The sequence below is a fragment of the Segatella copri DSM 18205 genome (assembly GCF_025151535.1).
In the GTDB taxonomy this organism is placed as follows: domain Bacteria; phylum Bacteroidota; class Bacteroidia; order Bacteroidales; family Bacteroidaceae; genus Prevotella; species Prevotella copri.
In genome coordinates this window covers 483,206-499,195 of sequence record NZ_CP102288.1, presented here as the reverse complement: position 1 = coordinate 499,195, position 15,990 = coordinate 483,206, and the positions used below count along the sequence as shown (strand labels likewise).

Here is a 15,990-nt window from a genome sequence, read left to right as displayed (position 1 = left end):
TTGCGTTGAACCATCGTAATATTGATAGAGCGGAATGCCTCTTGCCGTGCGAAATCTATTATGCTTTGAGCATCAGCCAACAGATTGTCACTATTGTTACATAATTTCAAATTCATTTTCTTCATATACAAAAAATTACATTCTTATATGTGGGCAAATTTACAAAGAAATATCGAGAATACCACATTTTTTATATATAAAAGTTTGGAGAATACAAAGAAAACTTGTAATTTTGCAGCACATATAATAAATTGATTAATAGGAGGACATAAATATGGCAACAGCAATAAAAGCAATCCCTACTTTACATGGCGAAGATGCAATCCGCTTTCGTGAGGAAATGGAAGCAAACGAAAGAGCATTTCTTTCAAGATCGAAAAGGGATAGAAATAAAGACCCCTTTATTATAAAAATGAGAGAAATGTTACGCAAATCAGGATTAAGATAATTAAGAAATACCAAACTCATGTATTGTGACTTATTGGCAGAAGATTAATGAAGTATTTAAAGATACTTAGCTTAAAACAGAAGAAATCATGATAAACGACAGAAGGCAACTGGCTGACGTGTATCAGCAAACTATAGATATTGTACTGAAGGGACATTACACATCTGAGAATGGGGAGGAAGTGAAACTGCCCGACAACACGAAGATGCTGAAGGGAAGCAGATTCTATACCAAACCGCTGGATGCTTCAAACATACCTACCCTTGCAGATGGTTCCACCAAGATTATCGTGAAGAATGACGACAGCATTCATTGCGGTCATCTGTTGCAACAGGAAGGATACAATCCCGTGGTTCTCAACCTGGCAAGCCGTCGCAACCCGGGCGGTGGAGTGAAGAACGGAAGCCGGGCTCAGGAGGAGAGCCTCTTCCGCAGCACCAACCTCTTTCTCTCAATGTATCGTTATGCGGAATATGCCGAGGATTACGGTCTGGAGAAAAGCAAGTTCCAATATCCGATGCCTGTGAGATTCGGAGGCATCTATGTGCCAGACGCTACCGTATTCAGGGCTGGAGCCAAGGATAACTTTGCCTTGCTCGATACTCCTTACTATATGTCGTTCGTAGCAGTAGCCGCCATCAATCATCCTGATTTAGATAGAGATGGGAACATCTGTGAAGAAGATGCCGCATTGACAAAGAACAAAATGAGGACGATGCTGCGTATCGGTTTGCTGAACGGACACGACAGCATCGTGCTAGGTGCATTCGGTTGCGGTGCCTTCCACAATCCTCCGAAACATATCGCAAGACTGTTTCACGAAGTCATCGACGAGAAGGAGTTCATGGACAAGTACAAGCTCATCGCCTTCGCCATCCTTGAAGACCATAACTCGCCAAGAGGTGGAAACCTGCAACCCTTCATCGAGGAATTCAAGTCATAAACTCCCACAGATTTGGCTTTCCCTTCGGCCGCCGATTTTCAATTCACAGATTCACACAGATGGGGCTTGATTAGCAGTAATCAATGCCTCGTTTCTCACACTCTCCTCGCAGGGCGGCGAGGAAGTAGCTGCGCTCGCTGCCCCAACCACGAACCTTGCGCTCGTGATCTATGGTCTGCTTCAAGCGCTCATCGCTGTATGCAGCAAAGCGGGCAGCATACTCTGAAATTCTTGACTCGGCATAACCTGCATCAACAGTTGATGACTCGGCATTAACTGCCTTAATTGTTGAAGACTCGGCATTAGCTGCCATTACATTCTCATTGTTCTTTAAATCTGAATTTGGATTCATAAAGATAATTATTTTAAGTTGTTAAACACTTACACATTCTTTTACCACCGTGGTTATCTCTATGCGAAACTCGGTTGGTGTGCCACAACTGGGCAACTCTTAATGCTTGATTTCGGTTGCAAAAGTACATCATTATTCTAAAACCACCAAATTTTTTCGGGATTATTTTTCTTGTTTTTTTTCCTTCTTCTAAAGAAGAAGATTTTCGGGGAAGCAAATAGCAAGAAAATACCCGACTTGATTAGAAGAGATATACTCGACTTGATTGAAGGAGATTCCCTTAAATGGTTAAACTTTCCTATATTTGCATTATAATAGTATTATAATAATAAAATTATAATTATCTTTGCACCATGATTATCAGAAAGATATAAGACTATTCAAAGACAATAAAGAAGATAATATACAATGATAGAGAATCCGTTTATTCTGCGAGGATACATATCCGACGCTTACTTCTGTGATAGAGAAAAGGAAACCATCGACTTGATAAGAGAAATCAAGAATGGCAATAATATCACCCTGATTGCACCTAGAAGAATCGGCAAGACAGGGTTGGTGCAGCACGTCTATGCCCAGGAAGGCATCAAGGATAAATACTATACATTTCTTGTAGATATTTATGCCACGAAAACCCTAGCCGACTTCATTCAGGAACTAGGCAGAAGTATTCTGCAAAGTCTGAAACCTAAAGGCACCAAAGTAGTGGAACATTTTCTTAACTGCCTCCACTCACTCCGTTCATCCATCAGCTTCGATATGAATGGCGTACCTTCGTGGGGAGTAGATTTGGGAGAAATCACCAGTCCAACCACAACGCTCGATGAAATTTTCCTTTATCTAGAGAGCGCAGATAAGCCTTGCATCGTGGCCATTGATGAATTCCAAACCATCAGCAGCTATAGAGAAGCTAATGTGGAAGCCATACTGCGCACCTACATCCAGCACTGCCATAATGCCAGTTTCATCTTTGCCGGATCTCAGCGCAATATGATGTCGGAAATGTTCTTGAGCCATGCCCGTCCTTTCTACCAGAGCACCTCCATAAAAACACTGAAAGCTATTGATAGAGATGTGTATGCCGACTTTGCTACTCGTCTTTTCGAGGAAAGACAGAAGCATATCAAACGAGAAACCATTTATCGAATATACGACCGTTTTGACGGCATCACCTGGTATCTGCAAAGGATGCTCAATAAGATTTTCTCGCTCACGGAAAAGGCTAATGACAAGATGATGGAAAAGGCTGATGACAAGACGAGGGAACTGGCTGATGATAAGATGATGGAACTGGCGCTCAACTCGATTATAGACGAAAGTGCTTTTGCCTATGAAGCCCTTCTTTTCCAGTTGCCAGCCAAGCAAAAGGAACTTCTCTTAGCCATCTGCAACGCTGGCAAGGCTCAAAACATCATGTCATCGGCATTCATCAAGAAGCACAATCTTCCTTCCGCCAGTTTTGTACAAGGTGGTATCAAGGGATTATTGGAGAAAGATTTTGTTACGGAGACGGATGGAACTTACGAACTATACGATAAGTTCTTCGGTGAATGGCTGAAGAAGGAATTATAAAGTATAAAGATAGAAGTATAAGAATATAAAAACAAAGAATGATATGATACAGCAAGTAGAATTTTCATTGCGCCCGCTTCCTCGCGGCTTTCACCTCGTAACCAACGAGGTGATGAGGAACCTGCCAGCGCTGCCTAAGACAGGGATTCTGAATCTCTTCGTAAGACATACCAGTTGCGGATTGTCGCTGAACGAGAACTTCGACCCGGATGTGAGACATGACTTGAAGGGTATCTTCGAAAGACTGGTTCCGGATGGCGACCCAAGATACCTGCACCAGGATGAAGGACCGACGGATATGTCGGCTCATGCCAAATCGAGCATGGTGGGTGTATCGCTCACCATTCCCATTACCAACGGCAGATTAAACCTCGGAACATGGCAGGGGATTTACCTCTGTGAATTCAGAGAGGGAGGCGGAAGCCGACACCTCATCGCAACGATTATCGGGGAATAAAGATAAAAAACGAGGATGTTCGCACATCCTCGTTTTTACGTTAACATCATCATTTATTCTATCGCGTCCAATTCCGCTTCATCCTCTTCCTTCTCCTCTTTCTTTCCGAAATTAGGATCAATCTTCAGGAAAGCAGTAACCAGGAAAGTGATGGCGCAACATGCCATCACGATGATGAAGAACATACGGTAACCTACCATATCCTTCAGATATCCAGAAACCATGCCCGGCAGCATTAATCCGAGATAGGAGATGCCCGTACAGATGGAATAATGGGAGGTCTTGAACTTTCCCTGACTGTAGAACAGCATGTAGAGGGTAAGAACCGTGAAGCCCAGACCATAACCCAACTGCTCTACAAAAAGACAGCTGGAAACCACGATGAGGTTGCTGTTGAGCGAATAACTCAGATAGATGTAAACCACATCAGGCAAGGTGATGGCGCAAACCAGAGGCCAGAGCCATTTCTTCATTCCATCCCTGCTCACCAGAATACCACCAAGAATTCCACCCAGCAACAAACCTATCAATCCCACAGTACCGTTGGCAAAACCATATTCCTGAGGTGACAAGCCCAGTCCACCCTGCGAATTAGGACGGAGGATGAATGTCTTGGTCATGGTGTTCAGAAGCGCTTCAGGGAATCGGTAGAGCAAGAGAAAGAGCATCACGCAGACGGTTTCCCCCAATCCGAACTTCACGAAGAAGGTGCGGAACATGTTCTTCAGTTCATGAGCCACTTCACCCACCGTTCGGTCGGTCTGCACATCATCCTTCGGGCGCGGCATGAAGTGGCTGTGGTAGAGCCACAAACCGATGAAGATACCTGCCAGTCCGTAAAAGATAAGCGCCCATGAGAAGCGAATCTGGTTGCGGAAGAGAACCTGAAGCACACCTGCCAGCATCACCAGAAAGCCATTCACAAAAATGATGGCGAGGCGGTAGAAGGTATTTCGCAAGCCTACAAACTTAGTCTGCGTATGTTCATCCAGCTCAATCATGTAGAAACCATCTGCCGAAATGTCGTAGGTGGCACTACAGAAGGCGATGAGGAAGAAGAAGCACATCGTTGCCTGGAACCAGAAGGCGGTAGGCAGCGAGAAGGCGATGCCGGCAAGGGCAGCTCCGATGAGAGCCTGCATGGTAAGCACCCACCAGCGCTTAGTCTTCAGCAAATCTATGAACGGACTCCACAAGGGCTTGATGACCCAGGGAAGGGCGAGCCATCCGGTATAGAGACCCACCTCAGCATCGGTCAGCCCCAACTGCATGTACATCACCACAGAGAGGGCGGTTACGATGACGTTGGGGAGTCCTTCGGCAAAATAGAGGGTCGGAATCCATGCCCATGGACTCCGACTGTTTTTCTTTGTTACCATTTTACATCACTATTTATAAAGTTTCTTAATTTCAGCACCCTGATAGTAGTGCAGCAGGATAGCATCATAATGATAACCCTGCTCGCCCATCACGGCAGCACCAATCTGGCAGAGGCCTACTCCGTGCCCCCAACCGGCTCCGATGAGTTCGAAACGCTGAGGCACTCCCATTTCATCCTTATCATATTTATCCACCACGAAGGCTGAACTCAGCAGATGACTGTCGCTCAGCATACGGCGGATTTCGAGTTCCTTACCGATGGTAAAGGTCTTCTCTGTTCCGATGAGCTGGAGTTTGCTGATTCTTCCACTCTTTCCGCGCTCCACGGCCTTCATGTCAAGGATGGCACCCAGGTCCATCTTCAGTTTGTCGGCGATGAGCTGCTGCAACTTCTCCTGGCTGAGCGTTTCCTTCCAGCGGTAGAAATTGACGGTTTCCTGATCATAGTCGTTGAGCACTTCTGACAGGATTTTCTTGTCCTGCGTGTTGCAGAAAGCTGGCCGATTGAAGCGGATCCATTTCTCAGCCTCCTCCTCATTGGTCAGATTAGGCAGTGTATGTTCCACGCCCAGGGCGATGTCGCGAACAGCCGTGAGATAAGTCTTCGGCGTGTCCTCCCAGCAATACTGGAATTCCTCGGTTATTCCGCCGCAGCATTTCGAGAATCTTGCATCGCAGATTTCTTCGCCGTCCATCAGAATCTGTCCCTTGGTCTGGCGGATAGCTTCAGCTACATGGGGCGATGTTTCCTTGGTGATGCCCTGGTAGCGCTGGCAGTGGTCGTCGGCACATACATCAAAGAGGGTGTGGTCTTCGCGGTCGTACCAGCGGATGAGCGTATCTTCCTTCTTGGTGAAGGAGAAGAAGTTGTTGCCGTTCTCAGCCACCTCTCGGCGCTTCTTCATCTGTGCCAGGAGCCATGAACGGGAGATGACGGCGTGCGCCTTCAGGAGTTCGAGACTCGAAGTGGCACTCATCTCACTGCTGATGACGCTCTCCAGATATTTCTCTACAGGCAACTCATTGATTGCCACAATCTTATCCGATTCTACCACAAAGCGGAGCGTGCCCAGGAAAGTTTGGGTTTCCTTGCGCTCCCAGTGGAAATTGACACCGATGGTTACATCGCTCAGCGAAAACGAGGCGTCGGCACTCTGCGGATGGAAGGTGAGCTGGCTGTACTGGTTGCCGTTCCAGAGCACACCGCCTTCTGAGAATTCTACCACCTGTTCGCCCAGCACCTTTTCGCCCTTGGCAAGATAAGGTTTGTTGAGCGAGAAATGAATCTTCTGCGCACTCACGATGCCCACCGTTACGTCGGGCTGCTTACCTTTATTATATAAGGTGGAAGAGGCTTCGGCTGCATCCTCGGCATCCTTAGATGCTTTCAGTTTGGCGATGATGGCGTTCATCTTTTCTTCCGAAACGCCACATTCCTGCAGCAGCGAGAGGGCTTTCTCCTCGGTCAGCTTTCGGAAATCTTCCTCACGAGGGGTGATGATGAGTCCGCTCATATCCAGTGCTCCCGGTGAAACCACAAACTGGGCGTCGCCTTCGGCAAAATAGGCTTCCGGACGGTGCTTTTCTCTCGGAATGACCACGCTGATGAATTCCTCGCCCTTGCGCCAGGAGATGATGTTCATCATCGGTTCGGTTTCGTCGCCACGCTGAGGCATTGCCTTGTAGAGACGGCGGAAGAGGGCCTCATCGCTCTCAGCACTCTTCGAGATGATGACGAAGGCGGGAACGATGAAGTCGCGAACCACTGAGATTTTCTCCTCATCATTGAGAGAGATGATGTCGGTCAGGTTGCGGGAGAGACGCTGCCAGTTGGTCTGAAGAGGAAGGATGCCGTTGGTTCCTGCCTGGAAATGAAGATGGTCTGGAGCCGATGCACCACACTTCGGACCGTTGTAGAACACCATCAGGTCGCTGTGCAGACTGATGAAGCGGTGCATCTCGCCGTAATTCTTGTAGATGAGCTGAGGCTGATGCTTGCGTGCCGGAATGGTGAAGTGGACTGGCAGAATCGGGAACGGATTCACCAGAAGATGGAATTTCTCGTCTATCTGCTTCGACATCTGTTCCTTAGGACGGTTCTTGTCGCAAAGGAAACAAGGGCGCTCGCCCAGGGTTTTCTTATCTATCTTGGCGCCCGTACTTACGATGCGGGCTGGGTTCCACTGCAGTTTCAGCTGGTCGGAGAACTGACGGGTTTCTACATGCTTGAGGTCGCGGAAGCGGTGGCGCGCATCGGTCCAAACCTCCAGCTGACGGTTGAAGAAACGCGAGATGCTGCTGTCTTCCATAATGTCGGCCTTGCCCTGCAGCAGGTGCTGGCGTGCCTTCAGTTCCATGGTGCGCAGGCGGTCCTTATACAGGTTGTTGGCGTTCACCTTCTCTACGCTGAGGGCTGCATCGCTGTTACCTCCCCAGCGGCGGCAGAGGTAGAGTTCGTCGTAGATTCTGCCGATGCGGTAACGGCGCGAAAATGCCAAGCCTAGCGCATAATCCTCACCATACGAGGTGTTAGGAAACTGGATCTGTCTGACCAGCGGAGTGAAGAAGGCGCGCGGAGCACCCAATCCGTTGATACGCAGTGCATTGTTGCATCCGTTTTCATCGGTCCACTCCTTGTGGTCTATCAGTCCCGGTGGCAGGGTGTTGAGGTCGAAGTCGCACATGCGGTACGAGCCGATAATCATGGCTGCCTTCTGCTTGTAGAAGGCATCTACTATCTTCTGGAGTGTCTTTGGTGAAGAATAGAGGTCATCGCTGTCAAGCTGTACGGCAAACTTTCCGCAGAAACTGCTGTTGATGGCTTCGTTCCAGCATCCGCCTATTCCCAGGTCGGTTCTCTCCGGCACAATCTGTATCAGGTTGTCGGCTTTAAGTTCATCCAGTATTTCGCCGGTGCGGTCGGTAGAATGGTTGTTTACCACGATGACGTTAAACTTGAAGTTGGCCTTCTGTCCCAGCGCACTCTTCACGGCATCAGCTACCGTCTTTTCGCGGTTGAAGACGGGGATGATGACAGATGCCTCGTATTCAAAATCCTGCTCACCGAAGTCGGGCTGGCGGTAGAAGGTGGTGTCTATCAGGGCGCCCACCTTGCCCAGATGCTGGGTGCATACCTTTTCCATCTCAATCTGAACCTCGTGGTTGCGCGGGTTTACATAGTCAAACTGCTTCTCGCCGCTCTTACGAGTGTCGAGTTCGGCTTCTGAATAGAGGAATTCGTTGAGATGGAAGATTTCACCCACGCGGCTCAGATAGAGACGGAGGTCGTAGAGGGCGGCAAACTGATACTCTTCGCGGTCGGGTTGGGCGATGTAGTCGGCCAGCGCCTGTGCCTTGATGCACCAGAGGCTTCCAAAGTCGAAGTCATCTCGCAAAGAACCTGACTGGTAGTCAATTACCGGATGTTTCTCCATTTTGCCTTCCACCATCTTGTAGTGGTCGGCGTAAACCATGACGGCATCCGTATCATCTGCCACTCTGAGGAATCGCTCCAGCGTGTTGTTTCCCCATCCTATGGTGGTGTGGCGGGTACAGATCATCACGTAGTCAGCATCTGTATTTTCAGCGATGCTGGCAATGGTGTTACTGCTTTCCAGGCGGTCGGTGATGACAAACGTACATCCTTCGGGCACCTGATGATGAGCAGCAAAATCAGCACTCACCAGGAAGTGGATATGCTGTACAGTCTTGTACTCATGAAGCACCGACAAGGCATTCTGCGCATCGTCGATGTATTCGCAAGGCAAGAAAAGGTCTATTTTTTCTCTCATTTTCTTACGTTATTTTTGTTCACTTCAGCCCTTTTCGGGGGGCTAAATCTGTGTTTTTTATCTTTATTTTATCTTATTATATTAAAATATGTGGCAAAGATACTAATTTTTCGGCAAAAAACACTATCTTTGCAGTATGAATAATGAAAAAAAATATCTTTTGGGCCTTACACTTGCCGAATTGAAGCAGGTGGCAAAGGACTTAGGCATGCCCGCCTTCACCGGTGGGCAGATGGCGAAGTGGCTCTATGAGCAGCATGTGAAGAGCATTGACGAGATGACCAACATCTCTAAGGCGAACCGTGCCAAACTCGCTGCCGAATACGAAATAGGATGCTTCGGATATTCCGATGCACAACATTCGGTGGATGGTACCATCAAGTACCTCTTCCCTACCCGGAGCGGCAAATTTGTCGAGACGGTTTACATCCCCGACAAAGACCGCGCCACGCTTTGCGTTTCTTCGCAGGTGGGATGCAAGATGAACTGCCTGTTCTGCCAGACCGGCAAGCAGGGGTTTGAGGGCAGCTTGCCTGCAGGCGACATTCTGAACCAGGTTTACTCGCTGCCGGAGGTGGACAAGCTTACCAACATCGTGTTCATGGGCCAGGGCGAGCCGATGGATAATCTCGACAATGTGCTGCGCGCCACAGAGATTCTCACCGCCAACTACGGCTGGGCATGGAGCCCGAAGCGCATCACGGTAAGTTCGGTGGGCGTGAAGAACAAGCTGAAGCGGTTCCTGGAAGAGAGCGACTGCCATGTGGCCATCAGTATGCACGACCCTATCCCTTCTGAGCGCGCTGAACTGATGCCTGCCGAAAGGGGCATGGGCATTGAGCAGGTAGTAGAACTGCTGAGGAACTATGATTTCTCTCATCAACGCCGCCTGAGTTTCGAATACATCGTCTTTAAGGGCGTAAACGACAGTATGCAGCATGCCAAGGCCATCATCAAACTGGTGAAGGGACTTGACTGCCGCTTCAACCTGATCCGTTTCCACCAAATTCCAGACATTCCTCTGCAAGGTGTGGATGATGAGAAGATGGAGCAGTTCCGTGATTACCTCACCCAGCATGGTGTCTTCACCACCATCCGTGCCAGCCGCGGCCAAGACATCTACGCCGCCTGCGGTCTGCTCAGCACCTCGAAGAAAATCGGAGAAATCCGTGAGCACGAGGATGAAGAGAAGATGAATAAGTAAGGAAAGGTGGGGGAAAAATGGTTAGAGAATCTTTAAAGATCCTACTTGCCGGCTGTCTTTTGTTCCTTTTTCTGGCAAGTTGCAGCCCGGGAGGAGGAAGAAACAGAAAACTGCCCAAGAGCACAGGACAGCCTTACGAGGTGGTACTCGAGGGAGATACCGACAGCATCGTTACGAAGATACTGACGGAAGAGGTGCCTGCCCTGCCCCAACCCGAACCGCTCTGCCGGCTCATCCAGGTTAAGAAGGGCAAGATCCACGGCAGCTACCTGCTCGTAAGAACTCGCATCGTAGTGAACATCCCGGCAGCGGAATTCTCAGTCAGGCTGAGCCGCAACGAGAATGCTTCACCGCAGACCGTCATCCGCATCTCTGCCCGCTCGCTGCAACAACTCAGAGAGAAACTCAACCCCGAGAAACTGCGCCAGTTCGTAGATGAGACTGAACTGGAGCACCTCGCCTCCATCATCTCCACCAACCCGAGCAAGCAGAACCGCGAGATGCAGCAGCTGGTAAAGAAGAACTTCGGCATCAGCATGATCATCCCTGCCGAAATGCAAGCAAGCAAGAAGGCCGGGAACTTCATCTGGATTTCAAACAACGCCAGTTCGGGCATGAAGAACCTCATCCTCATGAAAGTGAAGAGGGAAGAACGAAGAGGGAAAGCCAATTCTGATGCTTTTCCTGCTCAAGAGAAGCAGCAGATTGACAGCATGCTCCGCACAAACATGCCCGGCGAAACCGACAGCATGTACATGATAATCCCGGTCCTTTCAGAAAAAGGACTCTGGGAGATGAAGGGCGACGCCATGGGAGGTCCCTACGTGATGAGGCGCATCCGCCTGAGAAAAACGGGGGATGAAATCATCATCATCGGCTTCGTCTATGCGCCCGAAATGAAAAAGAAAATATTAATCAAGCAGCTAGAAGCTGCGATTTCTACTATAAAATAAAACGATAAATGGACAGCAAAAAGATTAGAGTGGCCATCACTCACGGAGATACCAACGGTATCGGATACGAACTCATTTTTAAGGCATTCAGTGAGCCAGAGATGTTGGAGTATTGTACCCCTATCATCTACGGTTCGCCTAAAGTGGCAGCTTATTACCGCAAGGCGATGAATCTGCCTGCCCAGTTCTCCATCATCCAGAAAGCAGAAGATGCTGAAGACGGAAGAATCAACCTCCTGCCAGCCGTAGACGAGGAGGTAAAGGTTGACATGGGCATGCCTACTCAGGAATCGGGTACGGCAGCCATCAAGGCACTTGACCGAGCCATGACCGACTACCGCGACGAACTCTTCGACGTGCTCGTTACCGCACCGGTAAACAACCAGAACGCACAATTTGAGGGCTTCCAGTTCAAGGGTCACAAGGAATACATAGAAACTTGCCTGGGCGAAGGTGCCAAGGGCCTTTCCATCCTCTGCGGCGGCGACCTTCGCATCGCATCCGTAACCGGAAAGACTCCGCTCAAGGACGTGCCGACAGCTATCACCCAGGAGCTCATCATCGAGAAGGTGAAGCAGATGCACACATCACTGAAGCGAGACTTCATGATTACCAACCCGCGCATCGCCGTGCTCGCCCTGAATCCTAGCAACAACGGTGAGGAGAGCTGCGGACCAGAGGAAGCCAGCATCATCATCCCAGCCATTGACCAGCTTGCCGAGCAGAAAATACAAGCTTTTGGTCCTTACCCTACTGACGAGTTCTTCGGCAACGGCCATTTCGTAGAGTTCGACGGCATCATGGCCATGTATCATGATCAGGCTACTACCCCGTTCCATTCTCTCTACACCGAGGATGGCGTACTCTTTACTGCCGGCCTGCCACTCGTGCACACCGCCGCCAACACCACTCCTAGCTACAGCATCACGGGCTGCAACGAAGCCGATGCAATCTCCTTCCGCCACGCCATCTACTTGGCGCTGGATGCCTTCTGCAACCGCGAAGACTATGATGAGGCCTACGAGAATCCACTGCCTAAACTCTACCACGAGAAGCGTGACGAGAGCGAGAAGGTAAGATTCTCCATCCCTAAGAAAAAGGGATAAGAGAAAGATTCCCTATTCCCGAGAAAAAGCGGAATAAAGAAAGATTCGGGAGGGCAGATGACGCAAAAAAGGCAAATCTGCCCTGTAATCAGACCTCCCGAACGTTAAAATTAAAAAAAAATGCAGATAATTCAGAAAAAATGAGTAATTTTGGCAGCTAAATGGATACTTCCGAACTACAAAAGATAAAACAACGCTACAATATCGTCGGTAACAGCGACGGATTGAACCATGCGCTCGACGTAGCCCTACAGGTAGCGCCGACCGATCTCTCCGTGCTCATCATTGGCGAGAGCGGTGTGGGTAAGGAAATCATTCCAAGGGTGATTCACGACAATTCGCCACGCCGCAGAGAGAAATATTTCGCCATCAACTGTGGAAGCATTCCGGAGGGAACCATTGACAGCGAACTCTTCGGACATGAGAAGGGTTCCTTCACTGGAGCCATAGGCGAAAGCGAAGGATACTTCGGTATTGCCAACAAGGGTACCATCTTCCTCGACGAGGTGGGCGAACTCCCGATTCAGACGCAGGCAAGACTGCTGCGCGTGCTCGAAACGGGAGAATACATCCGCGTGGGTGGAACTGAGATAAGGAAAACGGATGTCCGCATCGTGGCAGCCACCAACGTAAACATGCGCAAGGCTGTGAGCGAAGGACGCTTTCGCGAGGACCTCTACTACCGCCTCAACACCATCCCGATACAGATGCCTGCATTGAGAGAGCGTGGCGACGACATCCTCCTGCTCTTCCGCCTCTTCGCCATGCAGATGGCCGAAAAATACCGTCTGCCTAAGATTTCACTCTCAGATGAGGCCAAGCAGATCATGCTGAAATACAAGTGGCCGGGAAATGTGAGACAGCTCAAGAACATTACCGAACAGATGTCAGTGCTGAGCCGAGAAAGAGAAATCGATGCACAGACTCTCACTCAGTTTATTCCGAGAGATGAGGAGTCTACACAGCTCGCCACCATACAGAAGGATGGCAAGGACGACCATAGCTACTCCAGCGAGCGCGAACTGCTATACAAGATTCTCTACGAACTGAGGGGCAACGTGAGCGACCTGAGACGAGAGATGAACAGCCTGCGCAAGCAACTCGATAAGGCACGCCAGTTGGGCGGTACAGGCGGATATGTTTCTCCGGTTCAGCCGAATACCCAGGTAGCTCCAGTATCATCCGTATCTCCGGTTCCGGCCGTATCATCCGTTCCATCGGTTTCTCCGGTATCGTCCGTACCTCCGATTACCGATCTCGATGAGCTACAACACATCCGTCAGGAAATAGCTACAAGAGGCATTAGGGGCACTTACAAACCCGAAGCCGAGGATGCTGAGATAGAGGAGATCAAGGAAGAAAACGAGAATCTGAACCTCAGCGACCTTAGCAAGCAGATGATAGAAAAGGCATTGGAGAGAAACAACGGAAACCGCAAGAAAGCGGCAGAAGAACTGGGAATCTCCGACAGAACTCTGTACAGAAAGATTAACAAATATAAGTTATGAAGCATATACGCGCGTACCTATATATAATAGGAGTCACACTGATGGTGGCGGTCATGGCAGCATGCTCCGTGAGCTACAAGTTCAACGGTGCCAGCATCGACTACACCAAAACCAAGACCATACAGATAGCCGACTTCCCTATCAGAAGTTCGTATGTGTGGGGTCCGATGGGTCCGATGTTCAACAACGAACTCAAGGATAAGTTTGCCAGCAACACCCAGCTCATACAGGTGTCACGCAACGGAGACCTGAAGATAGAGGGCGAAATCACCCAATATTCTCAGCGCAACAAGTCGGTTAGTTCTGAGGGATACTCAGCACAGACCGAGCTCAGTATCACCGTAAACGTACGTTTCACCAACACCAAGAACCATGCCGAGGACTTCGAAAAGCAGTTTACATCTGCCAAGACCTACGACACCACTCAGAGCCTTGCCTCGGTGCAGGAAGAACTGGTAACCCAGATTATCAAAGACCTGGTAGACCAGATATTCAACGCTACGGTAGCTAACTGGTAAAGTAAGTGAAGAACGAAAAGTGAAGAGTGAAGAATTCAACGGCTTTACTGATTATAAAGTTCAAAACTCAATGTTCAAAGTAAAATAAAATAAAGTAAAATATCGTGGAATTAAGCAGATTGATACAACACCCGGAGGAAATGAACCGAGAGACGCTCTACGACTTGCGCGCCCTCTTGGCCTTATATCCGTATTATCAGACGGCACGCCTACTGATGTTGAAGAATCTGTACCTGCTCCACGACCCGAGTTTCGACGAAGAACTGCGCCGTGCAGCCATCTACATCACCGACCGTAAGATTATCTTTGAGATGGTAGAGGCAGCCCACTATCAGATAAAAAACGCCCCTGAAGAGGCTGAATCCAACAAACAGCAAGGCGTAAGAGGAATAGGAGCAGAAAAACACGGAGACCGTACTAGCGACCTCATTGACCACTTCCTGGGATCCATTCCTATGGAAGAAGACGAAGAAGAGAAGAAGGAGAAACGTAAGCCTACACCTGCTGACGCGGCTGTAGACTATGTGGCTTATCTCATGGAGACCGAAGACCAGCAGGAGCCAGAAGATACTTCGCGCACCATGAGTCTCATCGACGACTTTATGGAGGATGGCGGTTTCAAACTGCCTAAAATCCAGCAGGACGAAGATTACAAACCAGAATTTACTCCCGAACTTCAGACCGATTCCGGCAAGGATGGCGAAGAGGAAAACAGCGGTGTATTCACCGAAACCCTCGCCCGCATCTACATCAAGCAGGGCAAGTATCAGAGGGCTTACGAAATCATCAGCCGCCTGCATCAGCAGCATCCTGACAAGAACGGATATTATGTTGACCAGCTCAGATTCCTTGAGAAACTGATGCTGAACAGCAAGAAGAAATAAAGAAGAATAATAAATAAATAAAACTAGTTTTAAAAAATGGCTTACACATTATTAGTAGTATTAATCGTCCTGGTAGCTATCCTGATGATTTTCATCGTGCTCATCCAGGAATCAAAGGGAGGTGGACTTGCAAGTAACTTCTCTTCAACCAACTCAATCATGGGTGTTCGCAAGACCACTGACATTGTTGAGAAATTAACATGGGGCCTCGCTGCAGCCTTGGTTGTCATCAGCGTGGCATGTGCTTATGTAGCCCCTCAGGCAGCTGGCGAAAGCAGTGTTTTGGAGGGAGCCACTCAGGAGCAGACCGCTCTTCCTGCTATGCCAGGTGCTAGCAAGGATGCAGCAGCAGGTGCTCAGAAGGCTGTTCCTGCAGCTGGTGCAGATGCCCAGAAGGCAGCTCCAGTTGTTCCAACAAGCCCTGCAAAATAAAAAATAAGAAAAAAGGTACGAAAAAATTTGGTAGAACCATTTTTTTTTCGTACCTTTGCACCCGCTTAACAAGAATATGGTGGACGTAGTTCAGTTGGTTAGAGCGTCAGATTGTGGTTCTGAATGTCGTGGGTTCGAGTCCCACCTTCCACCCAACTATTTTTGAAAAAGCAAAACATAACCAATATGGTGGACGTAGTTCAGTTGGTTAGAGCGTCAGATTGTGGTTCTGAATGTCGTGGGTTCGAGTCCCACCTTCCACCCAAGATAAACCCTGCAAGATTCTTTCTTGCAGGGTTTCTTGTTATATATCCGTATTGAGCGGAAATTCTTTTTTGTCATATAAACGAATTGCAATAGTACTTCTTAAATATTATAAACTGAAAACTTACAAAAAAGCCTGCTAAGGGAAGAAAATATTCCTCTAGCAGGCATTCATATA

General features: G+C 48.8%; 14 protein-coding genes, 2 tRNA genes and 1 riboswitch. Of the genes, 13 read left to right on the top strand and 3 right to left on the bottom strand.

From position 1 onward, the window contains the following. Positions 1 to 274 precede the first annotated feature (274 nt). Both NQ544_RS01995 and NQ544_RS01990 read left to right on the top strand, forming a co-directional pair. A complete protein-coding gene (locus NQ544_RS01995) occupies positions 275 to 448 on the top strand; it encodes a hypothetical protein (RefSeq protein WP_006846351.1) in 174 nt (57 codons plus the stop codon). An 88-nt stretch (positions 449 to 536) separates the two neighbouring features. After that, on the top strand, positions 537 to 1,391 hold the full coding sequence (locus NQ544_RS01990; RefSeq protein WP_006846350.1) for a TIGR02452 family protein: 855 nt from the start codon (positions 537 to 539) through the stop codon (positions 1,389 to 1,391). Positions 1,392 to 1,461: 70 nt separating this feature from the next. Here the strand turns inward: NQ544_RS01990 and NQ544_RS01985 are convergent, their stop codons facing one another. Further along, entirely contained in the window at positions 1,462 to 1,743 is a 282-nt protein-coding gene (locus NQ544_RS01985) for a hypothetical protein (protein WP_006846349.1), read from the bottom strand. Further along, positions 1,743 to 1,854, bottom strand: a riboswitch (SAM-I-IV-variant riboswitch). It overlaps the preceding gene by 1 nt. A 297-nt stretch (positions 1,855 to 2,151) precedes the next feature. On the opposite strand from NQ544_RS01985, the gene NQ544_RS01980 reads away from it, so the two are divergent. Beyond that, on the top strand, positions 2,152 to 3,315 hold the full coding sequence (locus NQ544_RS01980; RefSeq protein ID WP_006846347.1) for an AAA family ATPase: 1,164 nt from the start codon (positions 2,152 to 2,154) through the stop codon (positions 3,313 to 3,315). Positions 3,316 to 3,358: 43 nt separating this feature from the next. Next, positions 3,359 to 3,772, top strand: a complete 414-nt coding sequence (locus tag NQ544_RS01975; RefSeq protein ID WP_006846346.1) for a secondary thiamine-phosphate synthase enzyme YjbQ — start codon at positions 3,359 to 3,361, stop codon at positions 3,770 to 3,772. 53 nt (positions 3,773 to 3,825) lie between these two features. Here NQ544_RS01975 and NQ544_RS01970 read toward each other — a convergent pair whose 3' ends face one another. Next, positions 3,826 to 5,151: an MFS transporter gene (locus tag NQ544_RS01970; protein WP_006846345.1), complete on the bottom strand. Its 1,326-nt coding sequence runs from the start codon at positions 5,149 to 5,151 to the stop codon at positions 3,826 to 3,828. 9 nt (positions 5,152 to 5,160) lie between these two features. Further along, positions 5,161 to 8,943 carry a DUF4922 domain-containing protein gene (locus tag NQ544_RS01965; protein ID WP_006846344.1) on the bottom strand — a complete coding sequence of 1,261 codons (3,783 nt, stop codon included), beginning with the start codon at positions 8,941 to 8,943 and terminating at the stop codon, positions 5,161 to 5,163. Positions 8,944 to 9,079: 136 nt separating this feature from the next. Between NQ544_RS01965 and rlmN the strand changes: the two genes are divergently transcribed. The 9 genes from rlmN to NQ544_RS01920 all read left to right on the top strand — a co-directional run bounded on the left by rlmN (position 9,080) and on the right by NQ544_RS01920 (position 15,812). Then, positions 9,080 to 10,147, top strand: a complete 1,068-nt coding sequence (gene rlmN / locus NQ544_RS01960; protein WP_006846343.1) for a dual-specificity RNA methyltransferase RlmN — start codon at positions 9,080 to 9,082, stop codon at positions 10,145 to 10,147. A gap of 17 nt (positions 10,148 to 10,164) precedes the next feature. Then, positions 10,165 to 11,100 carry a DUF4837 family protein gene (locus NQ544_RS01955; RefSeq protein WP_006846342.1) on the top strand — a complete coding sequence of 312 codons (936 nt, stop codon included), beginning with the start codon at positions 10,165 to 10,167 and terminating at the stop codon, positions 11,098 to 11,100. 8 nt (positions 11,101 to 11,108) lie between these two features. Then, positions 11,109 to 12,206 carry a PdxA family dehydrogenase gene (locus NQ544_RS01950; RefSeq protein ID WP_006846341.1) on the top strand — a complete coding sequence of 366 codons (1,098 nt, stop codon included), beginning with the start codon at positions 11,109 to 11,111 and terminating at the stop codon, positions 12,204 to 12,206. Positions 12,207 to 12,367: 161 nt separating this feature from the next. Continuing rightward, positions 12,368 to 13,714, top strand: a complete 1,347-nt coding sequence (locus tag NQ544_RS01945) for a sigma-54 interaction domain-containing protein (protein ID WP_006846340.1) — start codon at positions 12,368 to 12,370, stop codon at positions 13,712 to 13,714. Further along, positions 13,711 to 14,232: an LptE family protein gene (locus NQ544_RS01940; protein WP_006846339.1), complete on the top strand. Its 522-nt coding sequence runs from the start codon at positions 13,711 to 13,713 to the stop codon at positions 14,230 to 14,232. The genes NQ544_RS01945 and NQ544_RS01940 overlap by 4 nt, the downstream gene beginning before the upstream one ends. Before the next feature lie 104 nt (positions 14,233 to 14,336). Continuing rightward, a complete protein-coding gene (locus tag NQ544_RS01935) occupies positions 14,337 to 15,116 on the top strand; it encodes a DUF8458 domain-containing protein (protein ID WP_022121009.1) in 780 nt (259 codons plus the stop codon). Positions 15,117 to 15,152: 36 nt separating this feature from the next. Further along, the gene (gene secG / locus NQ544_RS01930) at positions 15,153 to 15,548 is read left to right on the top strand and encodes a preprotein translocase subunit SecG (RefSeq protein ID WP_006846337.1); all 396 of its coding nucleotides are present in this window, start codon (positions 15,153 to 15,155) and stop codon (positions 15,546 to 15,548) included. Between the two features lie 78 nt (positions 15,549 to 15,626). Beyond that, positions 15,627 to 15,702: transfer RNA gene (locus tag NQ544_RS01925), tRNA-His, on the top strand. Positions 15,703 to 15,736: 34 nt separating this feature from the next. After that, positions 15,737 to 15,812 (top strand) — tRNA-His (locus NQ544_RS01920). Positions 15,813 to 15,990: the final 178 nt, after the last annotated feature.

Coding starts and splice junctions, on each gene's coding strand:
- NQ544_RS01995 (WP_006846351.1), top strand. CDS start 275: ATGGCAACAGCAATAAAAGCAATCCCTACTTTACATGGCGAAGATGCA.
- NQ544_RS01990 (WP_006846350.1), top strand. CDS start 537: ATGATAAACGACAGAAGGCAACTGGCTGACGTGTATCAGCAAACTATA.
- NQ544_RS01985 (WP_006846349.1), bottom strand. CDS start 1,743: ATGAATCCAAATTCAGATTTAAAGAACAATGAGAATGTAATGGCAGCT.
- NQ544_RS01980 (WP_006846347.1), top strand. CDS start 2,152: ATGATAGAGAATCCGTTTATTCTGCGAGGATACATATCCGACGCTTAC.
- NQ544_RS01975 (WP_006846346.1), top strand. CDS start 3,359: ATGATACAGCAAGTAGAATTTTCATTGCGCCCGCTTCCTCGCGGCTTT.
- NQ544_RS01970 (WP_006846345.1), bottom strand. CDS start 5,151: ATGGTAACAAAGAAAAACAGTCGGAGTCCATGGGCATGGATTCCGACC.
- NQ544_RS01965 (WP_006846344.1), bottom strand. CDS start 8,943: ATGAGAGAAAAAATAGACCTTTTCTTGCCTTGCGAATACATCGACGAT.
- rlmN (WP_006846343.1), top strand. CDS start 9,080: ATGAATAATGAAAAAAAATATCTTTTGGGCCTTACACTTGCCGAATTG.
- NQ544_RS01955 (WP_006846342.1), top strand. CDS start 10,165: ATGGTTAGAGAATCTTTAAAGATCCTACTTGCCGGCTGTCTTTTGTTC.
- NQ544_RS01950 (WP_006846341.1), top strand. CDS start 11,109: ATGGACAGCAAAAAGATTAGAGTGGCCATCACTCACGGAGATACCAAC.
- NQ544_RS01945 (WP_006846340.1), top strand. CDS start 12,368: ATGGATACTTCCGAACTACAAAAGATAAAACAACGCTACAATATCGTC.
- NQ544_RS01940 (WP_006846339.1), top strand. CDS start 13,711: ATGAAGCATATACGCGCGTACCTATATATAATAGGAGTCACACTGATG.
- secG (WP_006846337.1), top strand. CDS start 15,153: ATGGCTTACACATTATTAGTAGTATTAATCGTCCTGGTAGCTATCCTG.